This window comes from Pseudoflavonifractor capillosus (assembly GCF_016902575.1).
GTDB classification, from domain to species: Bacteria; Bacillota; Clostridia; order Oscillospirales; family Oscillospiraceae; genus Enterenecus; species Enterenecus capillosus_A.
In genome coordinates this window covers 27,802-42,510 of sequence record NZ_JACSNZ010000014.1, presented here as the reverse complement: position 1 = coordinate 42,510, position 14,709 = coordinate 27,802, and the positions used below count along the sequence as shown (strand labels likewise).

The 14,709-nt window shown below is 59.0% G+C and carries 16 protein-coding genes; all 16 read left to right on the top strand.

Annotation, left to right across the window (positions count from 1 at the left end; genetic code table 11):
• Positions 1–506 (top strand): M23 family metallopeptidase (locus H9X86_RS06610; protein WP_204900767.1); only part of this gene is annotated, 506 nt, incomplete at its 5' end.
• Positions 490–1,104, top strand: coding sequence for a site-2 protease family protein (locus tag H9X86_RS06605; protein WP_204900766.1), 615 nt, complete (start codon positions 490–492; stop codon positions 1,102–1,104). The genes H9X86_RS06610 and H9X86_RS06605, both read left to right, overlap by 17 nt.
• A 111-nt stretch (positions 1,105–1,215) precedes the next feature.
• A complete protein-coding gene (gene rplS / locus H9X86_RS06600; protein ID WP_204900765.1) occupies positions 1,216–1,557 on the top strand; it encodes a 50S ribosomal protein L19 in 342 nt (113 codons plus the stop codon).
• Between the two features lie 137 nt (positions 1,558–1,694).
• Positions 1,695–2,555 (top strand): ribosome biogenesis GTPase YlqF, encoded by an 861-nt coding sequence (ylqF, locus tag H9X86_RS06595; protein ID WP_204900764.1) that lies wholly within the window; start codon positions 1,695–1,697, stop codon positions 2,553–2,555.
• Positions 2,548–3,177, top strand: coding sequence for a ribonuclease HII (gene rnhB / locus H9X86_RS06590; RefSeq protein WP_204900763.1), 630 nt, complete (start codon positions 2,548–2,550; stop codon positions 3,175–3,177). Before ylqF ends, rnhB begins: the two co-directional genes overlap by 8 nt.
• A 47-nt stretch (positions 3,178–3,224) precedes the next feature.
• Positions 3,225–3,545: a YraN family protein gene (locus tag H9X86_RS06585; protein WP_346011442.1), complete on the top strand. Its 321-nt coding sequence runs from the start codon at positions 3,225–3,227 to the stop codon at positions 3,543–3,545.
• 13 nt (positions 3,546–3,558) lie between these two features.
• The gene (locus H9X86_RS06580; RefSeq protein ID WP_204900761.1) at positions 3,559–4,494 is read left to right on the top strand and encodes a dipeptidase; all 936 of its coding nucleotides are present in this window, start codon (positions 3,559–3,561) and stop codon (positions 4,492–4,494) included.
• Positions 4,491–5,984, top strand: a complete 1,494-nt coding sequence (gene thrC / locus H9X86_RS06575) for a threonine synthase (protein ID WP_204900760.1) — start codon at positions 4,491–4,493, stop codon at positions 5,982–5,984. Before H9X86_RS06580 ends, thrC begins: the two co-directional genes overlap by 4 nt.
• A gap of 11 nt (positions 5,985–5,995) precedes the next feature.
• Entirely contained in the window at positions 5,996–6,685 is a 690-nt protein-coding gene (locus H9X86_RS06570; protein WP_204900759.1) for a metallophosphoesterase, read from the top strand.
• A 107-nt stretch (positions 6,686–6,792) separates the two neighbouring features.
• Positions 6,793–8,112 carry a trigger factor gene (tig, locus tag H9X86_RS06565; RefSeq protein ID WP_204900758.1) on the top strand — a complete coding sequence of 440 codons (1,320 nt, stop codon included), beginning with the start codon at positions 6,793–6,795 and terminating at the stop codon, positions 8,110–8,112.
• A gap of 83 nt (positions 8,113–8,195) precedes the next feature.
• Positions 8,196–8,777: an ATP-dependent Clp protease proteolytic subunit gene (locus H9X86_RS06560; protein WP_087254877.1), complete on the top strand. Its 582-nt coding sequence runs from the start codon at positions 8,196–8,198 to the stop codon at positions 8,775–8,777.
• A 66-nt stretch (positions 8,778–8,843) separates the two neighbouring features.
• Positions 8,844–10,157 (top strand): ATP-dependent Clp protease ATP-binding subunit ClpX, encoded by a 1,314-nt coding sequence (gene clpX / locus H9X86_RS06555; protein ID WP_204900757.1) that lies wholly within the window; start codon positions 8,844–8,846, stop codon positions 10,155–10,157.
• A gap of 107 nt (positions 10,158–10,264) precedes the next feature.
• Positions 10,265–12,679, top strand: a complete 2,415-nt coding sequence (lon, locus tag H9X86_RS06550; RefSeq protein WP_204900756.1) for an endopeptidase La — start codon at positions 10,265–10,267, stop codon at positions 12,677–12,679.
• 11 nt (positions 12,680–12,690) lie between these two features.
• Entirely contained in the window at positions 12,691–13,284 is a 594-nt protein-coding gene (gene yihA / locus H9X86_RS06545) for a ribosome biogenesis GTP-binding protein YihA/YsxC (protein WP_204900755.1), read from the top strand.
• Positions 13,285–13,287: 3 nt separating this feature from the next.
• Positions 13,288–14,040, top strand: coding sequence for a fumarylacetoacetate hydrolase family protein (locus H9X86_RS06540; RefSeq protein WP_204900754.1), 753 nt, complete (start codon positions 13,288–13,290; stop codon positions 14,038–14,040).
• 149 nt (positions 14,041–14,189) lie between these two features.
• Positions 14,190–14,669 carry a CarD family transcriptional regulator gene (locus tag H9X86_RS06535; RefSeq protein WP_204900753.1) on the top strand — a complete coding sequence of 160 codons (480 nt, stop codon included), beginning with the start codon at positions 14,190–14,192 and terminating at the stop codon, positions 14,667–14,669.
• The last annotated feature ends 40 nt before the right edge of the window (positions 14,670–14,709 follow it).

Sequence of the window (14,709 nt, the reverse complement as noted above, 5' to 3'; positions counted from 1 at the left end):
AACCAACCCCGGTTCCAACTCCTGCGGTGGTGACGGCAGTGGCCCAGGAGTATAGCCCGGAAGGGGTGGCTCTGCCTGCCAATGTCAGCTATGAGTATTACGAGCTGGGACTGTCCAAGACGGTGTGTCCGGTGATGGGACCGGTGACCTCTACCTTTGGCTACCGAACCCACCCCATCACCCAGGAGCATGAGTTCCACCTGGCCCTGGACATCGCTGCCGACGAGGGCACCGACATTGTGGCCTTTGCCGATGGCGTGGTGGAGTATATTGGGAGAAGTGACGATGACTTTGGTCTATACTTGAAGATCACCCATGGCAATGGGGTCAGCAGCTTTTATGCCCATTGCAGCAAGCTGCTGGTACAAAAGGGGGATGAGGTGAAGTGCGGACAGACGGTGGCTCTGGTGGGAGAGACCGGAATGGCCACGGGTCCACACTTGCATCTGACCATTGAAAAGGACAATATCCGCCTGGATCCCGCCTACTATGTTGACCCGTCCTGAGATGGAGTGGAAGGTGAGTGCGGGGTTTTGGCTGGTGCTGGGGGTGCTGTTCTATTTAGATGAAGGGGTGGGACTGCTGCCCTGGGGACTGTTGGCCTGCCTGGTGCATGAGTTGGGCCATGTGGCAGCAGCCAAGTGGCTGGGCGGGCGGCTGGATCAGGTGCGGCTCACCGCAGTGGGTGCCGAGATGGCGGTGGTCTACCCCAGAACCATCTCCTATGGGGAGGACACCGTGGTGGCTCTGGCAGGGCCGGTGGCCAATATGCTGCTCAGCGCATTGGCCTGGGCAGGCAAACTGCACATTCTGGCGGTGCTGAGTGTGGGGGTGGGGGGCTTCAACCTGATTCCTATTGTGCCCCTGGACGGGGCCAGGATACTCCACGATTACCTCACGCCTCTGTTGGGGCCGGAGCGGGCCCAGCGATGGGAGACGGCCATCTCGGCGGTGCTGGTGGGCGGACTGCTGGGGCTGGGAGCCATTCTCGTGGGACTGTACGCCAACCTCACCCTGCTGCTCACCTCTGCCTGGCTGTTCTGGGGAATCGTGCGCAGGGAGACGCTGGGATGGTGGCGAGAAAAAAGAAAAAGAAGGGAATAAAGGGTTGATTTCTTCCGGGGGCTATGGTACAATATCTCGGTCTGAAAAAGGGTGGTCCTCTGCACATCGGTGTATGATGCACGAACGCCTGAAGATTAGGAGGAAATATCAATGGAACTGCTGAAGCAATTTAGCGACAAGTATCTGAAGGAAGAGGCTCCCGTGGCCAACGTGGGTGACACCGTGCGTGTTCACATCCGTGTTAAGGAAGGCAACCGTGAGCGTATCCAGGTGTTCGAGGGCACTGTCATCGCCAAGAAGCACGGTGGCATCGAGGAGACCTTCACCGTGCGTCGTGTTTCCTACGGCGTGGGCGTGGAGAAGGTGTTCCCCCTGCACGCTCCCACCATCGAGAAGGTGGAGACTGTCCGTCGTGGTAAGGTGCGCCGCGCCAAGCTGTACTACCTGCGTGACCGTGTGGGTAAGGCTGCTAAGGTCAAGGAAGATCTGTAATTCCAGTTGCACGAGAAAAGGAGCGGAATATCCGCTCCTTTTTTTGTATTTTCCCTCTTTTCCTGAGCAGAAGAATTTAGTATAATAAATCAAAATGTTTACACTGGGGGCAGGGCTCCCAGAGAAAGGGGACGAGTATGAACATCCAATGGTATCCCGGCCACATGACCAAGACCCGCCGCCAGATGGAGGAGGATGTGAAGTTTGTGGACATGGTGGCAGAGGTGGTGGATGCCCGCATTCCCATCTCCAGCCGCAACCCGGATATTGACTCCATGGTGGGGGATCGACCCCGCATGATTATTTTCAACCGGGCCGACCAGGCAGACCCCAAGGTCACCGCCCAGTGGATGGCATGGTTCCGGCAAAAGGGGTATGCCGTGCTGGAGACGGATGCCAAGACCGGTAAGGGGGTCAACCAATTTTCCAACGTGGTCAAGCAGGCCCTGCGGGAGAAGATTGAGGCATGGCGGGCCAAGGGCCAGGTGGGCCGCCCGGTGCGTGTGATGGTGGTGGGGGTACCCAACGTGGGCAAATCCACCTTTATCAATAAGGTGGCACGGCGCAAGTCTGCCAAGGCGGGGGATCGGCCTGGTGTCACCCGGGGCAAGCAGTGGGTGAACATCGACCAGGGCCTGGATCTGCTGGACACCCCCGGCATTCTCTGGCCCAAATTTGAGGACGAGACCACGGGAATGCACCTGGCCTTCACCGGCGCTGTGCGGGATGAGATCCTGGACGGGGAGGAGCTGGCCTGTGGCCTGATGGCGCTGTTGAGTGCCCATTATCCCGGCGTGTTGGAGGAGCGGTACAAGCTCAAGGATGTGGATGGAAAAGCGGGCTGGGAGCTGCTGGAGATGGCAGCCCGCAAGCGTGGCATGCTCATTTCCGGGGGCGAGGTGGACACGGAACGGATGTCCCGGGTGCTGCTGGACGAGTTCCGGGGTGGCAAGCTGGGACGCTTTACCCTGGAACGGCCGGAGGACATTCATGAATAAGGAAGAGAATCATATTGGCCTCTATGCGTGGGATGAAGAAGTGCGTACCCAGAGGGGTGTGGAGCTGATGGCCGGTGTGGATGAGGCTGGGGCAGGCCCCTTGGCCGGGCGGGTGTATGCTGGGGCAGTGATCCTGCCTCGGGACATCCAGCTGCCCTACCTCAATGACTCTAAGAAGGTGACACCCCGGCGGCGGGAGCTGCTCTTTGACATCATCCGGGAGCAGGCGTTGAGCTGGAGCGTGGCCTGGGCTGAGCCGGAGGAGATCGACCAGCTGGACATACTCAACTGCCGGATGCTGGCCATGCAGCGGGCCATTGACGGGCTAAAGCCTGCTCCTGAGCTGGTACTGGTGGATGGGAATCGGGACCACGGCAGCCGCTGTGCCATTACCTCACCCCACCAGACGGTGGTGAAGGGGGACGCCCATTCTGCCTGCATTGCCGCAGCGTCCATTCTGGCCAAGGTCAGCCGGGATCGGCATATGGAGGAGATGGCCAAGGTGTACCCCCAATATGCGTTTGACCAACATAAGGGCTATCCCACCAAGCTTCACTATGAGTTGCTGCGGCAGCACGGGCCATGCCCCATCCACCGCCGCAGCTTTTTGAAGAAGCTGTGAGGGGCGGGGGAACGGCCCGGCTGCTGGGCAAGTGGGGGGAGAACCAGGTGGCGACCTATCTGCGGAACCGGGGATATGAGGTTTTGGATGTGAACTACCGCTGTCGCCTGGGAGAGCTGGACATTGTGGCTTCCAAGGGCCGCTTTCTGGCTTTTGTGGAGGTGAAGCTGCGGCGCAGTTCTGACGTGGCCACCGCCCGGGAGGCGGTGACCCACACCAAGCAGCAAAAGCTGCGGGCAGCGGCGCTTCTTTATCTGCAAAGCCATCCCACCCATCTTCAGCCCCGGTTTGACGTGGCGGAAATCTATGCACCCCAGGGGACTGAGACAAGCCATCCCCGCATAAACTATCTGGAAAACGCTTTTTAAGAGGTGAGTGGGTATGAACCGGCGGATGGTCATGGATGGACACTGTGACACGGTGTATCGTTGCTGGTCCATGGGGGAGGAGCTGCCCTATAACACAGGGGCGTTGGAGCTTTCCTCCGCCTTGGATACCTTTGGAAGCTATGCCCAGATCTTTGCCCTGTGGTCAGCCAAAGGGTATGTGGGGGGCGAGTGCCTGGAGGCCACCTGCAAGTGCCAACTGGGCTACTTTCGGCGGCAGATGGAGTGTTACTCCCACATGGTGACCCAGTGTACCACCGCCCAACAGGCCAGGCACGCCAATGAGATGGGACGGTGTGCCGCTTTCCTCTGGGTGGAAGGGGCGGAGCTGCTGGGGTGCAGCCTCAAGGGCCTGGCATGGGCCGCCCGGGAGGGCGTGTGCGGGGTCAACCTGACCTGGAATCACGAAAACGCCCTCAGTGGCTCCCACTGTGAGAATCCCCAGCAGGGGTTGACTGCGCTGGGCAGGCAGTTTGTCCTGCGTATGCAGGAGCTGGAGATGCTGGTGGATGTGTCCCATCTTTCGGAGGCTGGGTTCTGGGACGTGATGGAGCTGTGTCCCAGGGGAGTGGTGGCCAGCCACTCCAATGCCAGGGCCATATGCGATCACACAAGAAACTTGACGGATGAACAGATTACTGCCATAATAGAGCATCAAGGTATCATCGGCCTGAACTTCTACGAGAATTTTGTGGGGGGTGGCCGAGGTTTGGAAGATGTACGCCGACACCTGGATCACATGCTGGATCTGGGTGGGGCCAGGTGTGTGGCCCTGGGGGGAGACTGGGACGGCGCCCAGCTCATCCCGGCCCTGTCCCATATTACCAAGCTGGAGGATCTCTGGGAGTATCTTCTGGCCCATGGATATGAAGAAAAGGTTTTGCAGGACCTGTTTTACAATAATTTAATGGGGGTAGTGAGACAATTATGAATTATCTGAGCACAAGAGACAATAAATTGCGCATGAGCGCAGCTCAGGCCATTTCCAAGGGTTTGGCCCCCGACGGTGGTCTGATGACCCCTCAGGTGATGCCCCGCCTGGCAGGCAATGCCCTGGAGCGTTTGAAGGATATGTCCTACCAGCAGCGGGCGGTGTATGTGCTGACCGCTTTCCTGGAGGGGTTCTCCAGCTCGGAGCTTACCAACTATGCCAGAGCGGCCTACGGCGAGGAGAAGTTCTCTGACCCCGACGTGGCCCCGGTGCGGGCGGTGGATGAGAACACCCACTGCATGGAGCTGTGGCACGGCCCCACCTGTGCTTTCAAGGATATGGCGCTGCAAATGCTGCCCCACCTGCTCACTGCCTCCCTGGTGAAAACCGATGAGAAGCGGACGGTGTGCATTCTGGTGGCCACCTCTGGGGACACGGGCAAGGGTGCTCTGGAGGGCTTTAAGGATGTCAGCGGCACTCAGATCCTGGTTTTCTACCCCAAGGATGGTGTGTCTGACATCCAGCAGCTGCAAATGGTGACGCAGGAAGGGGAAAACGTGGGAGTTTGCGCCGTGGTGGGCAACTTCGATGATGCCCAGACCGGAGTGAAGAAGCTGTTTTCCGACGAGAAACTGGCCCAGCAGCTCTCTGAGCGGGGCTACTTCCTGTCCTCTGCCAATTCCATTAACTGGGGCCGGGTGCTGCCTCAGATCGTCTACTACATCTCTGCCTACTGTGATCTGCGCAAGCAAGGCGCCATTGAGCAGGGGCAGGAAATCAATGTCTGTGTACCTACGGGAAATTTCGGCAACATTCTGGCTGCCTACTATGCCAAAATGATGGGGGTGCCCATCAAGACTCTGATCTGTGCCTCCAACGAGAACAACGTGCTCACCGACTTCATCCGCACCGGCGTGTACGACCGCAACCGTCCTTTCCACAACACGCTGTCCCCCTCCATGGATATCCTCATCTCCAGCAATCTGGAGCGGCTGCTTTTTGAGCTCTCCGGCCGGGATGACAAGCTGGTGGCCTCCTACATGGAGCAGCTGGCCCAGGAAGGTCGCTATGAGGTGGATAAGGAGATCAAGGCTAAACTGCAACAGACCTTTGCTGCCGGGTACTGCGACGACGTTCAGACCAAGAAGACCATTGCCAAGATGTGGAAGGAGAAGCACTACCTCATTGATCCCCACACTGCCGTGGCCTTTGATGTGCTGGAGCAGTATCGCAAGGACAGCGGAGATCAGACGGTGACGGTGGTGGTGTCCACCGCCAGCCCCTTTAAGTTCTGTTCCAGCGTACTGGACGCTCTGGGGGAGAAGGAGTTTGCCCCCGGCACTGAGATTCTGGATCAGCTCTCCCAGCTCACCGGTGTGGAGGTGCCCAAGCCGCTGGCTGCGCTCAAGGACAAGCAGGTGCGCTTTGACACAGTGACCGAGAAGGAGCACATGGTGGATCAGGTTTTGGCGCATCTCAAGCAGCAGTAAGGGGTGACGCAATGGCTCTGTATGCCTTGGGAGATACCCACCTGTCTCTGGGCTCGGACAAGTCTATGGAAGTGTTCGGGGGCAGCTGGGAAGGATATGTGGACAAGCTGGAGGCTGGCTTTTCCGGAGTGGCGGAGGACGACACGGTGGTGCTGTGCGGGGATCTGTCCTGGGGCATGAGCCTGGAGGAGGCCAAAAAGGATTTGGAATTTCTCAATACCAGGCTGCCCGGGGAGAAGTGGATTCTGAAAGGGAACCACGACTACTGGTGGAATACCGCCTCCAAGATGAACGCTTTTTTCCGGGAAAACGGCCTGGATCGGCTGCACATTCTCCACAACAACTGCGCCTTTTACAAGGATGTGGCCCTGTGCGGCACCCGGGGCTGGTTCTATGAGGAGCAGGCCAATGCCCCCTCGGGAAAGGTGTTTCGCCGGGAAGTAATGCGCCTGGAGACCTCGCTGAAGGCGGCAGGGGAGGCGGAGAAGTACTGTTTTCTCCACTATCCGCCCCTGTATAAAGGATACCAGTGTCCGGAGATTTTGCAGCTTCTGGAGCAGTACCAGGTGAAGGTGTGCTGCTACGGGCATCTCCACGGCCCCAGCCACCGTCTGGCGGTAGAAGGGGTGCAGGGGAGCGTGGCCTATCAGCTGGTGGCCGCCGACTACATTGGCTTCTCACCGAAAAAAATTTTGGATTAGCAAAAAAAACAGTGGAAATATTCTTGCGTATCTGATAGAATAGGTTGGATTTATCAGAAAGAAAAGCCCGCAGCCTTAAGGCGGGGCTAAGTTGGAGGAACGTATACATGAACATCAAGAGCAACGAGAAAAAAGAAAACAGCGCCATTGAGCTGGTCATCGAGGTCAGCGCTGCTGAGTTTGACGCCGCCATCAACAAGGTGTACAACAAGCAGAAGAAGAACATCATGATCCCCGGCTTCCGCAAGGGCAAGGCTCCCCGGAAGATGGTGGAGAAGATGTACGGCGAGAGCGTGTTCTTTGAGGATGCTGTGGAAGAGGCCTATCCCGCTGCCTATGATGCTGCTCTGAAGGAGGCCGGCATTGTGTCCGTGGCCTACCCCAAGCTGGAGATCGTGGAGATCAGCAAGGACGGCTTCACCTTCAAGGCTCTGGTCACCGTGCAGCCTGAGGCTTCCGTGAAGGAGTACAAGGGCCTGGTGGTTGCCAAGCCCGAGGTGAAGGTCACCGCTGCTGACGTCAAGGCTGAGATGAAGCCCTACATCGACCGTGCTTCCCGCCTGGTGAGCGTGGATCGCAAGGCCAAGAAGGGTGACGTGGCTGTCATCGACTTTGAGGGCTTCAAGGACGGCGTGGCCTTCGAGGGCGGCAAGGGCGAGAACTACTCCCTGGAGCTGGGCTCCGGCAGCTTCGTCCCCGGCTTCGAGGAGCAGGTCATCGGCATGAAGGCCGGCGAGGAGAAGGATCTGGACATCACCTTCCCCGAGAACTACACCGCCGATCTGGCTGGCGCCGCCGTGGTCTTCAAGGTGAAGGTCAACGAGGTCAAGGAGCGTCAGGAGCCCACTCTGGACGACGAGTTTGCCAAGGACGTGTCCGAGTTTGACACCCTGGACGAGTTCAAGAAGGACCTGAAGGAGAAGCTGAAGGCCCGCCGTCAGGAGCAGGCCGAGCGTGACTACGAGGCTGCTGTCATCGACGCTCTGCTGGCCAACCTGGTGTGCGACGTGCCCCAGGCCATGATTGACTACCGTGCCGACAAGATGGTGGAGGAGCAGGCCATGCGGATGCAGCAGAGCGGCCTGAACTTCCAGGACTACCTGAAGTACATGGGCCTGACCATGGACGACGTGCGTGCCCAGGCCAAGACCGCCGCTGAGCGCACCGTGCGTACCGCTCTGGCTCTGGACGCTGTGGCCAAGGCCGAGGGCATCGAGGTCACCCAGGAGGAGCTGGACGCCGAGGTCAAGCGCCTGGCTGAGCAGTTCCACGTCACCGAGGAGCAGGTCCGTGAGGTCACCAACCCCGACGACATGAAGCAGGATCTGGGCTCCAAGAAGGCCCTGGAGCTGGTGAAGGCCTCCGCCAAGAAGCCCGCCAAGAAGAAGGACGAGGCCCAGGGCGAGACCGAGGCTCAGGCTGAGTAATCAATTTACAGCATGGGAGGAATAATCCTCCCATGCTGCTGGGTATACTGGGATTGATTTCCAGCAACGAAGGAGAGGTTTCCATGAGTTTAGTTCCCTATGTTGTGGAGCAGACCAGCCGGGGAGAGCGTTCCTACGACATTTTCTCCCGTCTGCTCAATGACCGTATCATTTTCCTGGGGGAAGAGGTGAATGCCACCACATCCGCCCTGGTTGTGGCCCAGCTTCTCTATCTGGAGGCCCAGGATCCGGACAAGGACATTCAGTTCTACATCAACAGCCCCGGCGGCTCTGTCACCGACGGCATGGCCATCTATGATACCATGCAGTATATCAAGTGTGATGTGTCCACCATCTGCGTGGGCATGGCCGCTTCCATGGGAGCATTTTTGCTCTCTGCGGGCACCAAGGGCAAGCGTCTGGCGCTGCCCAATGCGGAGATCATGATCCACCAGCCCTCTGCGGGCACCCAGGGTCAGATCACCGATATGGCCATCCACCTCAAGCGTCTGGAGATCATCAAAAAGCGGATGAACCAGATCCTGGCCGACAACTGCGGCAAGAATGTGGAGCAGGTCACCGCCGACTGTGAGCGGGACAATTTCATGACCGCCGAAGAAGCAGCGGCCTATGGCCTCATTGACAAGGTCATCTACAATCGTTGATGGTGCAAAGGGCGGAGACAGGTCTGTCTTCGCTCTTTGGCACGTCTGACGAAAGGAAGGTATTTCATGGCTCGAGACGAGTACAAAACCGTTCGCTGTTCCTTTTGCGGCAAGCATCAGGAGCAGGTGGAGCGTATCATTGCCGGCCCCGGGGCATACATCTGCAACGAGTGTGTCCATCTGTGCCTGAGCATTCTGGGCGAGGAAGAAGAGCCGGAGCTGGGCAATCTGGAGATGCCCGATGTGATTCCCACCCCCCGGGAAATTCGGGAGGTGCTGGACGAGTATATCATTGGCCAGGAGCAGGCCAAGGTGGCCCTGTCCGTGGCGGTGTACAACCACTATAAGCGGATCTATTTCGGCGGCGGGGACTCTGTGGAGCTGCAAAAGAGCAACATCCTCCTGGTAGGTCCCACTGGCTGCGGCAAGACATTGTTTGCCCAGACCTTGGCTCGGGTGCTCAAGGTGCCCTTTGCCATTGCCGATGCCACCACCCTCACCGAAGCCGGTTATGTGGGCGATGACGTGGAGAACATTCTGCTGCGGCTGGTGCAGGCAGCGGATTACGATATTGAGCTGGCTCAGAGGGGAATCATCTATGTGGATGAGATCGACAAGATCGCCCGCAAGAGCGAAAACACCTCTATCACCCGGGATGTGTCCGGTGAGGGTGTGCAGCAGGCTCTGTTGAAGATTTTGGAGGGGACTGTGGCCAATGTTCCGCCCCAGGGCGGCCGCAAGCACCCCCATCAGGAGTTTTTGCAGATCGACACCAAGAACATCCTGTTTATCTGCGGTGGCGCTTTCGATGGTCTGGAAAAGATCATTGAGCAGCGCATGGATCAAAAAACCATTGGCTTTGGCGCACAGGTACGCACAGCCTCTGAGCGCAGCCAGGAGGACCTTTTCCGCCATGTGCAGCCCCACGACCTGCTGAAGTTTGGTATCATCCCCGAGCTGGTGGGCCGTCTGCCTGTGATTACGGGGTTGAAGGCCCTGGACGAGAAGCAGCTGGTGCAGATTCTCACCGAACCGAAAAACGCTCTGGTCAAGCAGTATAAGAAGCTGCTGGAGTATGACAACGTGGAGTTGGAGTTCACCCCAGAGGCTCTGGAGGCCGCCGCACAGAAGGCGGTGGAGCGGAAGATCGGTGCCCGTGGCCTGCGGGCAGTGCTGGAGGAAGTGATGACCCCCATTATGTACGACGTCCCCTCCGACGACACCATTGCCAAGGTCACCATCACACCCGAGGCCATCCGTGGGGAGGAGGAGCCCCTGGTGGAGCGGGAGGAAGGCCGTCCTGCCCGGCCACGTCTGGGCGCAGCTGCCCTGCGGGCTGAGCTGGGAGGCCAGGCCAAAGGCAAGGGCAACGCATCTTAAACCCAACATACGATAGAAAGGGGCGGGCAGGTTGCTCGCCCCTTTTTGCCTACCCCCAATATCCAGCTTCCTTCCCAATGTGGGGAGGAGGAAAGGAGGAATCCAATATGACAACCAACCAAACGCACCAGATTGTGGCCATGCCGGCCCTGGCCTTGCGGGCCATCACCGTGTTTCCCAATCTGCTCATCCACTTTGATGTGGGCCGGGAGATCTCCATTCGTGCCCTGGAGCAGGCCATGTCCGGCTCCCGAGAGATTTTCCTGGTGACCCAGAGAGAGCTGGCAGTGGAGGCCCCCACCCAGAAGCACTTGTACCGGGTGGGTACCGTGGCCACCGTCAAGCAAATTCTCCGCCTGCCGGACAACAATGTGCGGGTGATGGTGGAGGGTAAGAGCCGGGGGAGAATGCTCCAGCTGCTCACCACCGAGCCATACCTCACCGCAGAGCTGGAGCTGCTGGAGGAGCAGCCTACCCCCGGAGAGAATACTCCCCGCACCGAAGCGCTCATCCGCCAGATCTATTCCATGGTGGAGAAGTATACGGAACTGTCTGACCGGGTGTCCCCAGAGGTGTATCTCAAGCTGCTGGCCAGCGATGACCCCGCCTACATAGCAGACTACGCCGCCCAGAATATGCCTCTGCGCTTTGAGGATAAGCAGCGCATCCTGGAGGAGCTGCGGCCTACCAAGCGCCTGGAAAAGCTGGTGCGCATCTTGGCTCGGGAAGTGGAGATCCGCCAGGTGGAAAGCGAACTGGAGGGCAAAGTCCAGGAGCAAATGGCGGACAACCAGCGAGACTACTACATGCGAGAGCAGCTAAAGGTCATCCAGCGGGAGCTGGGGGAGCGGGACGACGGGGACGAGATCGCCGAGTACCGTCAGCGAGTGGCCAATGCCAAGCTGCCCGACGAGGTACGGGAGAAGCTGAACAAGGAGATCCGACACCTGGAAAAGCAGCCGTACAGCTCTGCGGAGGCATCGGTGCTGCGCAGTTACCTGGACACCTGCCTGGAACTGCCCTGGATGGTGAAGACCAAAGAGCGGGCCAACGTGGCCGCCGTGTCCAAGGTACTGGAGGCGGACCACTACGGCCTGGAAAAGGTGAAGGAGCGCATTCTGGAGTTTGTGGCGGTCAAGCAGCTGTCCCCTGAGATTAAAGGGCAGGTGATCTGTTTGGTTGGCCCTCCCGGCGTGGGCAAGACGTCCATCGCCATGAGCGTGGCCCGGGCCATGAACCGCAAGCTGGCCCGCATTTCCCTGGGCGGCGTCCACGACGAGGCAGAGATCCGGGGCCACCGCAAGACCTATGTAGGCTCCATGCCCGGGCGCATCATCGCCGGCATCCGCCAGGCGGGGAGTGTCAACCCGGTGCTGGTTCTGGACGAGCTGGACAAGGTGGGCAGCGACCACCGGGGCGACCCCAGCGCCGCCTTGCTGGAGGTGCTGGACGTGCACCAGAACGCCACCTTCCGAGACCACTATCTGGAGATGCCCTTTGACCTGTCTGAGGTACTGTTCATCGCCACTGCCAACACCACCGACACCATTCCCCGGCCCCTGTTGGACCGGATGGAGGTCATTGAGATTGGAAGCTATACCGGCGAGGAGAAGGTGCAAATTGCCAAGCGGCACCTGTGGCCCAAGGAGCTCAAGGCCCACGGCCTCACCCGCAGCCAGGTGAAGCTGTCTGACCAGGCTCTGCGCCAGATCATCTCCGGCTATACCCGGGAGTCCGGGGTGCGTCGGCTGGAGCGGCTGCTGGACAAGCTGTGCCGGAAGTCTGCCATGAAGCTGGTGCGGGAAGAAGTGAAGTCTGTCTCCATCACCCCGGAGAATTTGCAGGACTTCCTGGGTGTGCGTCGCTATGCCCAGGACAAGAGCGCTGGCCAGCCCCAGGTGGGAGTGGTCAACGGTCTGGCCTGGACGTCTGTGGGCGGCGAGATCCTGGAGGTGGAGGTCAACGTGGTGGAGGGCACCGGAAAGGTGGAACTCACCGGAAACCTGGGTGATGTGATGAAGGAGTCCGCTCGGGCGGCTCTGTCTTACATCCGCAGCCGAGCCAAGCAGCTGGGGCTGGAGGGCACCTTCTACAAGGATAAGGACATCCACGTCCATTTCCCCGAGGGAGCCGTGCCCAAGGACGGCCCCTCCGCCGGCATTGCCATCACCACTGCCATGGTGTCTGCTCTTACGGGAGTGGCTGTACGTCCCGACGTGGCCATGACAGGAGAGGTGACCATCCGGGGCCGGGTGCTGGCCATCGGAGGCCTGAAAGAAAAGACCATGGCCGCCCTGCGCAACGGCATGTCCACGGTGATTATTCCCCAGGACAATGTGAAGGATCTGGAGGAGATTGACCAGCTGGTGCGAGAGAGCTTGAAGTTCCTCCCCGTCACCAGTGCTGACCAGGTGCTGGCCTATGCTTTGATGGGGGAGTGTACAAATCCCAAGACCTGTGATGCTGTCATCACCCCGGAGCCGGGAAAGACCCCCGGGGTGGCGGTAAATTTGTGCCAGTGAGGTGAGGAAAGATGAAGGTGAATTTGAATCAGGCGGAGTTTGTCCGCTCGGCGGCCAAACCCGCCGATTTTCCCCGGGACACTCTGCCCCAGGTGGTGTTTGCCGGACGCTCCAATGTGGGCAAGTCCTCAGTCATCAACCGCCTGCTCAACCGTAAGAACTTTGCCCGGGTGGGCTCTGCCCCCGGCAAGACCACCCACATCAACTACTTTCTCATTGACAAACAGCTCTACCTGGTGGATTTGCCCGGCTACGGCTATGCCAAGGTGTCCATGGCGGAGCGGGCCCGGTGGGCCAAGCTCATTGAGGGCTGGTTTGCCGACACCTCCCTGATGACCCTGGGGGTGCTCATTGTGGATGCCCGCCACAAGCCCACGGCGGACGATAAGGTGATGAGCGACTTTTTCCTCACCACTGATAAGCCCTATGTGGTGGTGGCCAATAAGCTGGACAAGCTGAAGAAGAGCGAGATCGTTCCCAATCTCCAGCGGGTGCGGGATACCCTGGAACTGCCCGACCACGTCCCTGTCATTCCCTTCTCCGCCGAGAAGGGGGAGGGCAAGCAGGAGCTATTGGAGCTGATCTTCAACCATATGGAGGGCTAAATCATGAAGTACGTGCGTTTTCAAGGGCAGCACGGCCCTCAGTGGGGCGTGGTGGAGGGAGAGCAGGTGAAGACCCTCACCACAGCCCCCTATGATGGTGTGGAGTACGACGGAGGGAGTCTCCCTCTGGCACAGTGCCAGCTGCTGGCTCCTTGCACCCCCACCAAGGTGGTGTGCATCGGCAAAAATTATGCTGAGCACGCCCGAGAGATGGGGGCGGAGCCGCCGGGATTCCCGGTGCTGTTCATGAAGGGACCCAACGCCGTCAACTGTCCCGGCGGGGAGATCACCCCACCGGACTTCGTCCAGCGCCTGGACTACGAGGGGGAGCTGGGGGTGGTGATTCGCCGCCGAGCCACCAAGATTGCCGCCGCAGACTACGCCCAGTACGTACTGGGCTACACCTGTCTGAACGATGTCACCGCCCGGGACGTGCAGCAGCACGACGGGCAGTGGATTCGAGGCAAGTCCATGGACGGATTTTGCCCCATGGGCCCCTGGGTGGTGGATGGAATAGACCCCTCCGGCCTGGACGTCACCACCCGCCTCAACGGAACTGTGGTGCAGCAGGGGAATACCCGGGACTTCATCACCCCAGTGGCCCAGCTGCTGGAGTTCATTACCGCCTCCATGACCCTGGAGCCGGGAGATGTGGTAGCTACGGGAACGCCTGCGGGCATTGGCCCCATGAAGGCCGGGGATGTGGTGGAGGTGGAGATCTCCCACATTGGAGTATTGCGCAATTATGTGAAATAAGAGAAGGCGATGTTGCACCGAAAGGCGTCAACATCGCCTTTTGTCAATTTTAGGTAAATGTTATGGAAAAATTCCGCACCCTCTTGAATTGCAAAGGGAAAAGGGGTATACTAACTTTGTGAGTTTATACATATTTGGGAGGTGGAATCGTGTATCAGATTGGTGATAAGGTGGTACATCCTATGCACGGGGCGGGAGTCATTGACTCCATTGTGCGCAAGAAGGTCGCGGGCAAAGTCCAGGACTACTATTTGCTCAAGCTGTCTGCTGGAAGCATGATGGTCATGATTCCCACGGAACACAGCGATGAGATCGGCGTGCGCCCTGTGGTGTCCGACCAGGAGGCCACCCACATTCTGACGGCGATGGAAGACATCCAAGTGGAGATGACCGCAAATTGGAATCGTCGGTACCGGGAGAATATGCTGCGCATCAAAAGCGGAGATTTGCTGGAAGTTGCCAAGGTGGTCAAGAGCCTGATGCTGCGGGAGACCCAGAAGGGGTTGTCCACCGGGGAGCGGAAAATGCTCCACTCCGCCAAGCAGATTTTGATCTCCGAGCTGGTGTTGGCCCAGAGTATGCCCTATGAGGCTGTGGAAGAGCGGGTCAACAAGGTATTGCATCAATAATCAAAAAGAGGAGCCGTCGGGGCTCCTCTTTTGGGTGTGG

Bases quoted from the DNA above. Each gene is read 5' to 3' on its own strand.
- H9X86_RS06605 (WP_204900766.1), top strand. From the start codon at position 490: ATGTTGACCCGTCCTGAGATGGAGTGGAAGGTGAGTGCGGGGTTTTGG.
- rplS (WP_204900765.1), top strand. From the start codon at position 1,216: ATGGAACTGCTGAAGCAATTTAGCGACAAGTATCTGAAGGAAGAGGCT.
- ylqF (WP_204900764.1), top strand. From the start codon at position 1,695: ATGAACATCCAATGGTATCCCGGCCACATGACCAAGACCCGCCGCCAG.
- rnhB (WP_204900763.1), top strand. From the start codon at position 2,548: ATGAATAAGGAAGAGAATCATATTGGCCTCTATGCGTGGGATGAAGAA.
- H9X86_RS06580 (WP_204900761.1), top strand. From the start codon at position 3,559: ATGAACCGGCGGATGGTCATGGATGGACACTGTGACACGGTGTATCGT.
- thrC (WP_204900760.1), top strand. From the start codon at position 4,491: ATGAATTATCTGAGCACAAGAGACAATAAATTGCGCATGAGCGCAGCT.
- H9X86_RS06570 (WP_204900759.1), top strand. From the start codon at position 5,996: ATGGCTCTGTATGCCTTGGGAGATACCCACCTGTCTCTGGGCTCGGAC.
- tig (WP_204900758.1), top strand. From the start codon at position 6,793: ATGAACATCAAGAGCAACGAGAAAAAAGAAAACAGCGCCATTGAGCTG.
- H9X86_RS06560 (WP_087254877.1), top strand. From the start codon at position 8,196: ATGAGTTTAGTTCCCTATGTTGTGGAGCAGACCAGCCGGGGAGAGCGT.
- clpX (WP_204900757.1), top strand. From the start codon at position 8,844: ATGGCTCGAGACGAGTACAAAACCGTTCGCTGTTCCTTTTGCGGCAAG.
- lon (WP_204900756.1), top strand. From the start codon at position 10,265: ATGACAACCAACCAAACGCACCAGATTGTGGCCATGCCGGCCCTGGCC.
- yihA (WP_204900755.1), top strand. From the start codon at position 12,691: ATGAAGGTGAATTTGAATCAGGCGGAGTTTGTCCGCTCGGCGGCCAAA.
- H9X86_RS06540 (WP_204900754.1), top strand. From the start codon at position 13,288: ATGAAGTACGTGCGTTTTCAAGGGCAGCACGGCCCTCAGTGGGGCGTG.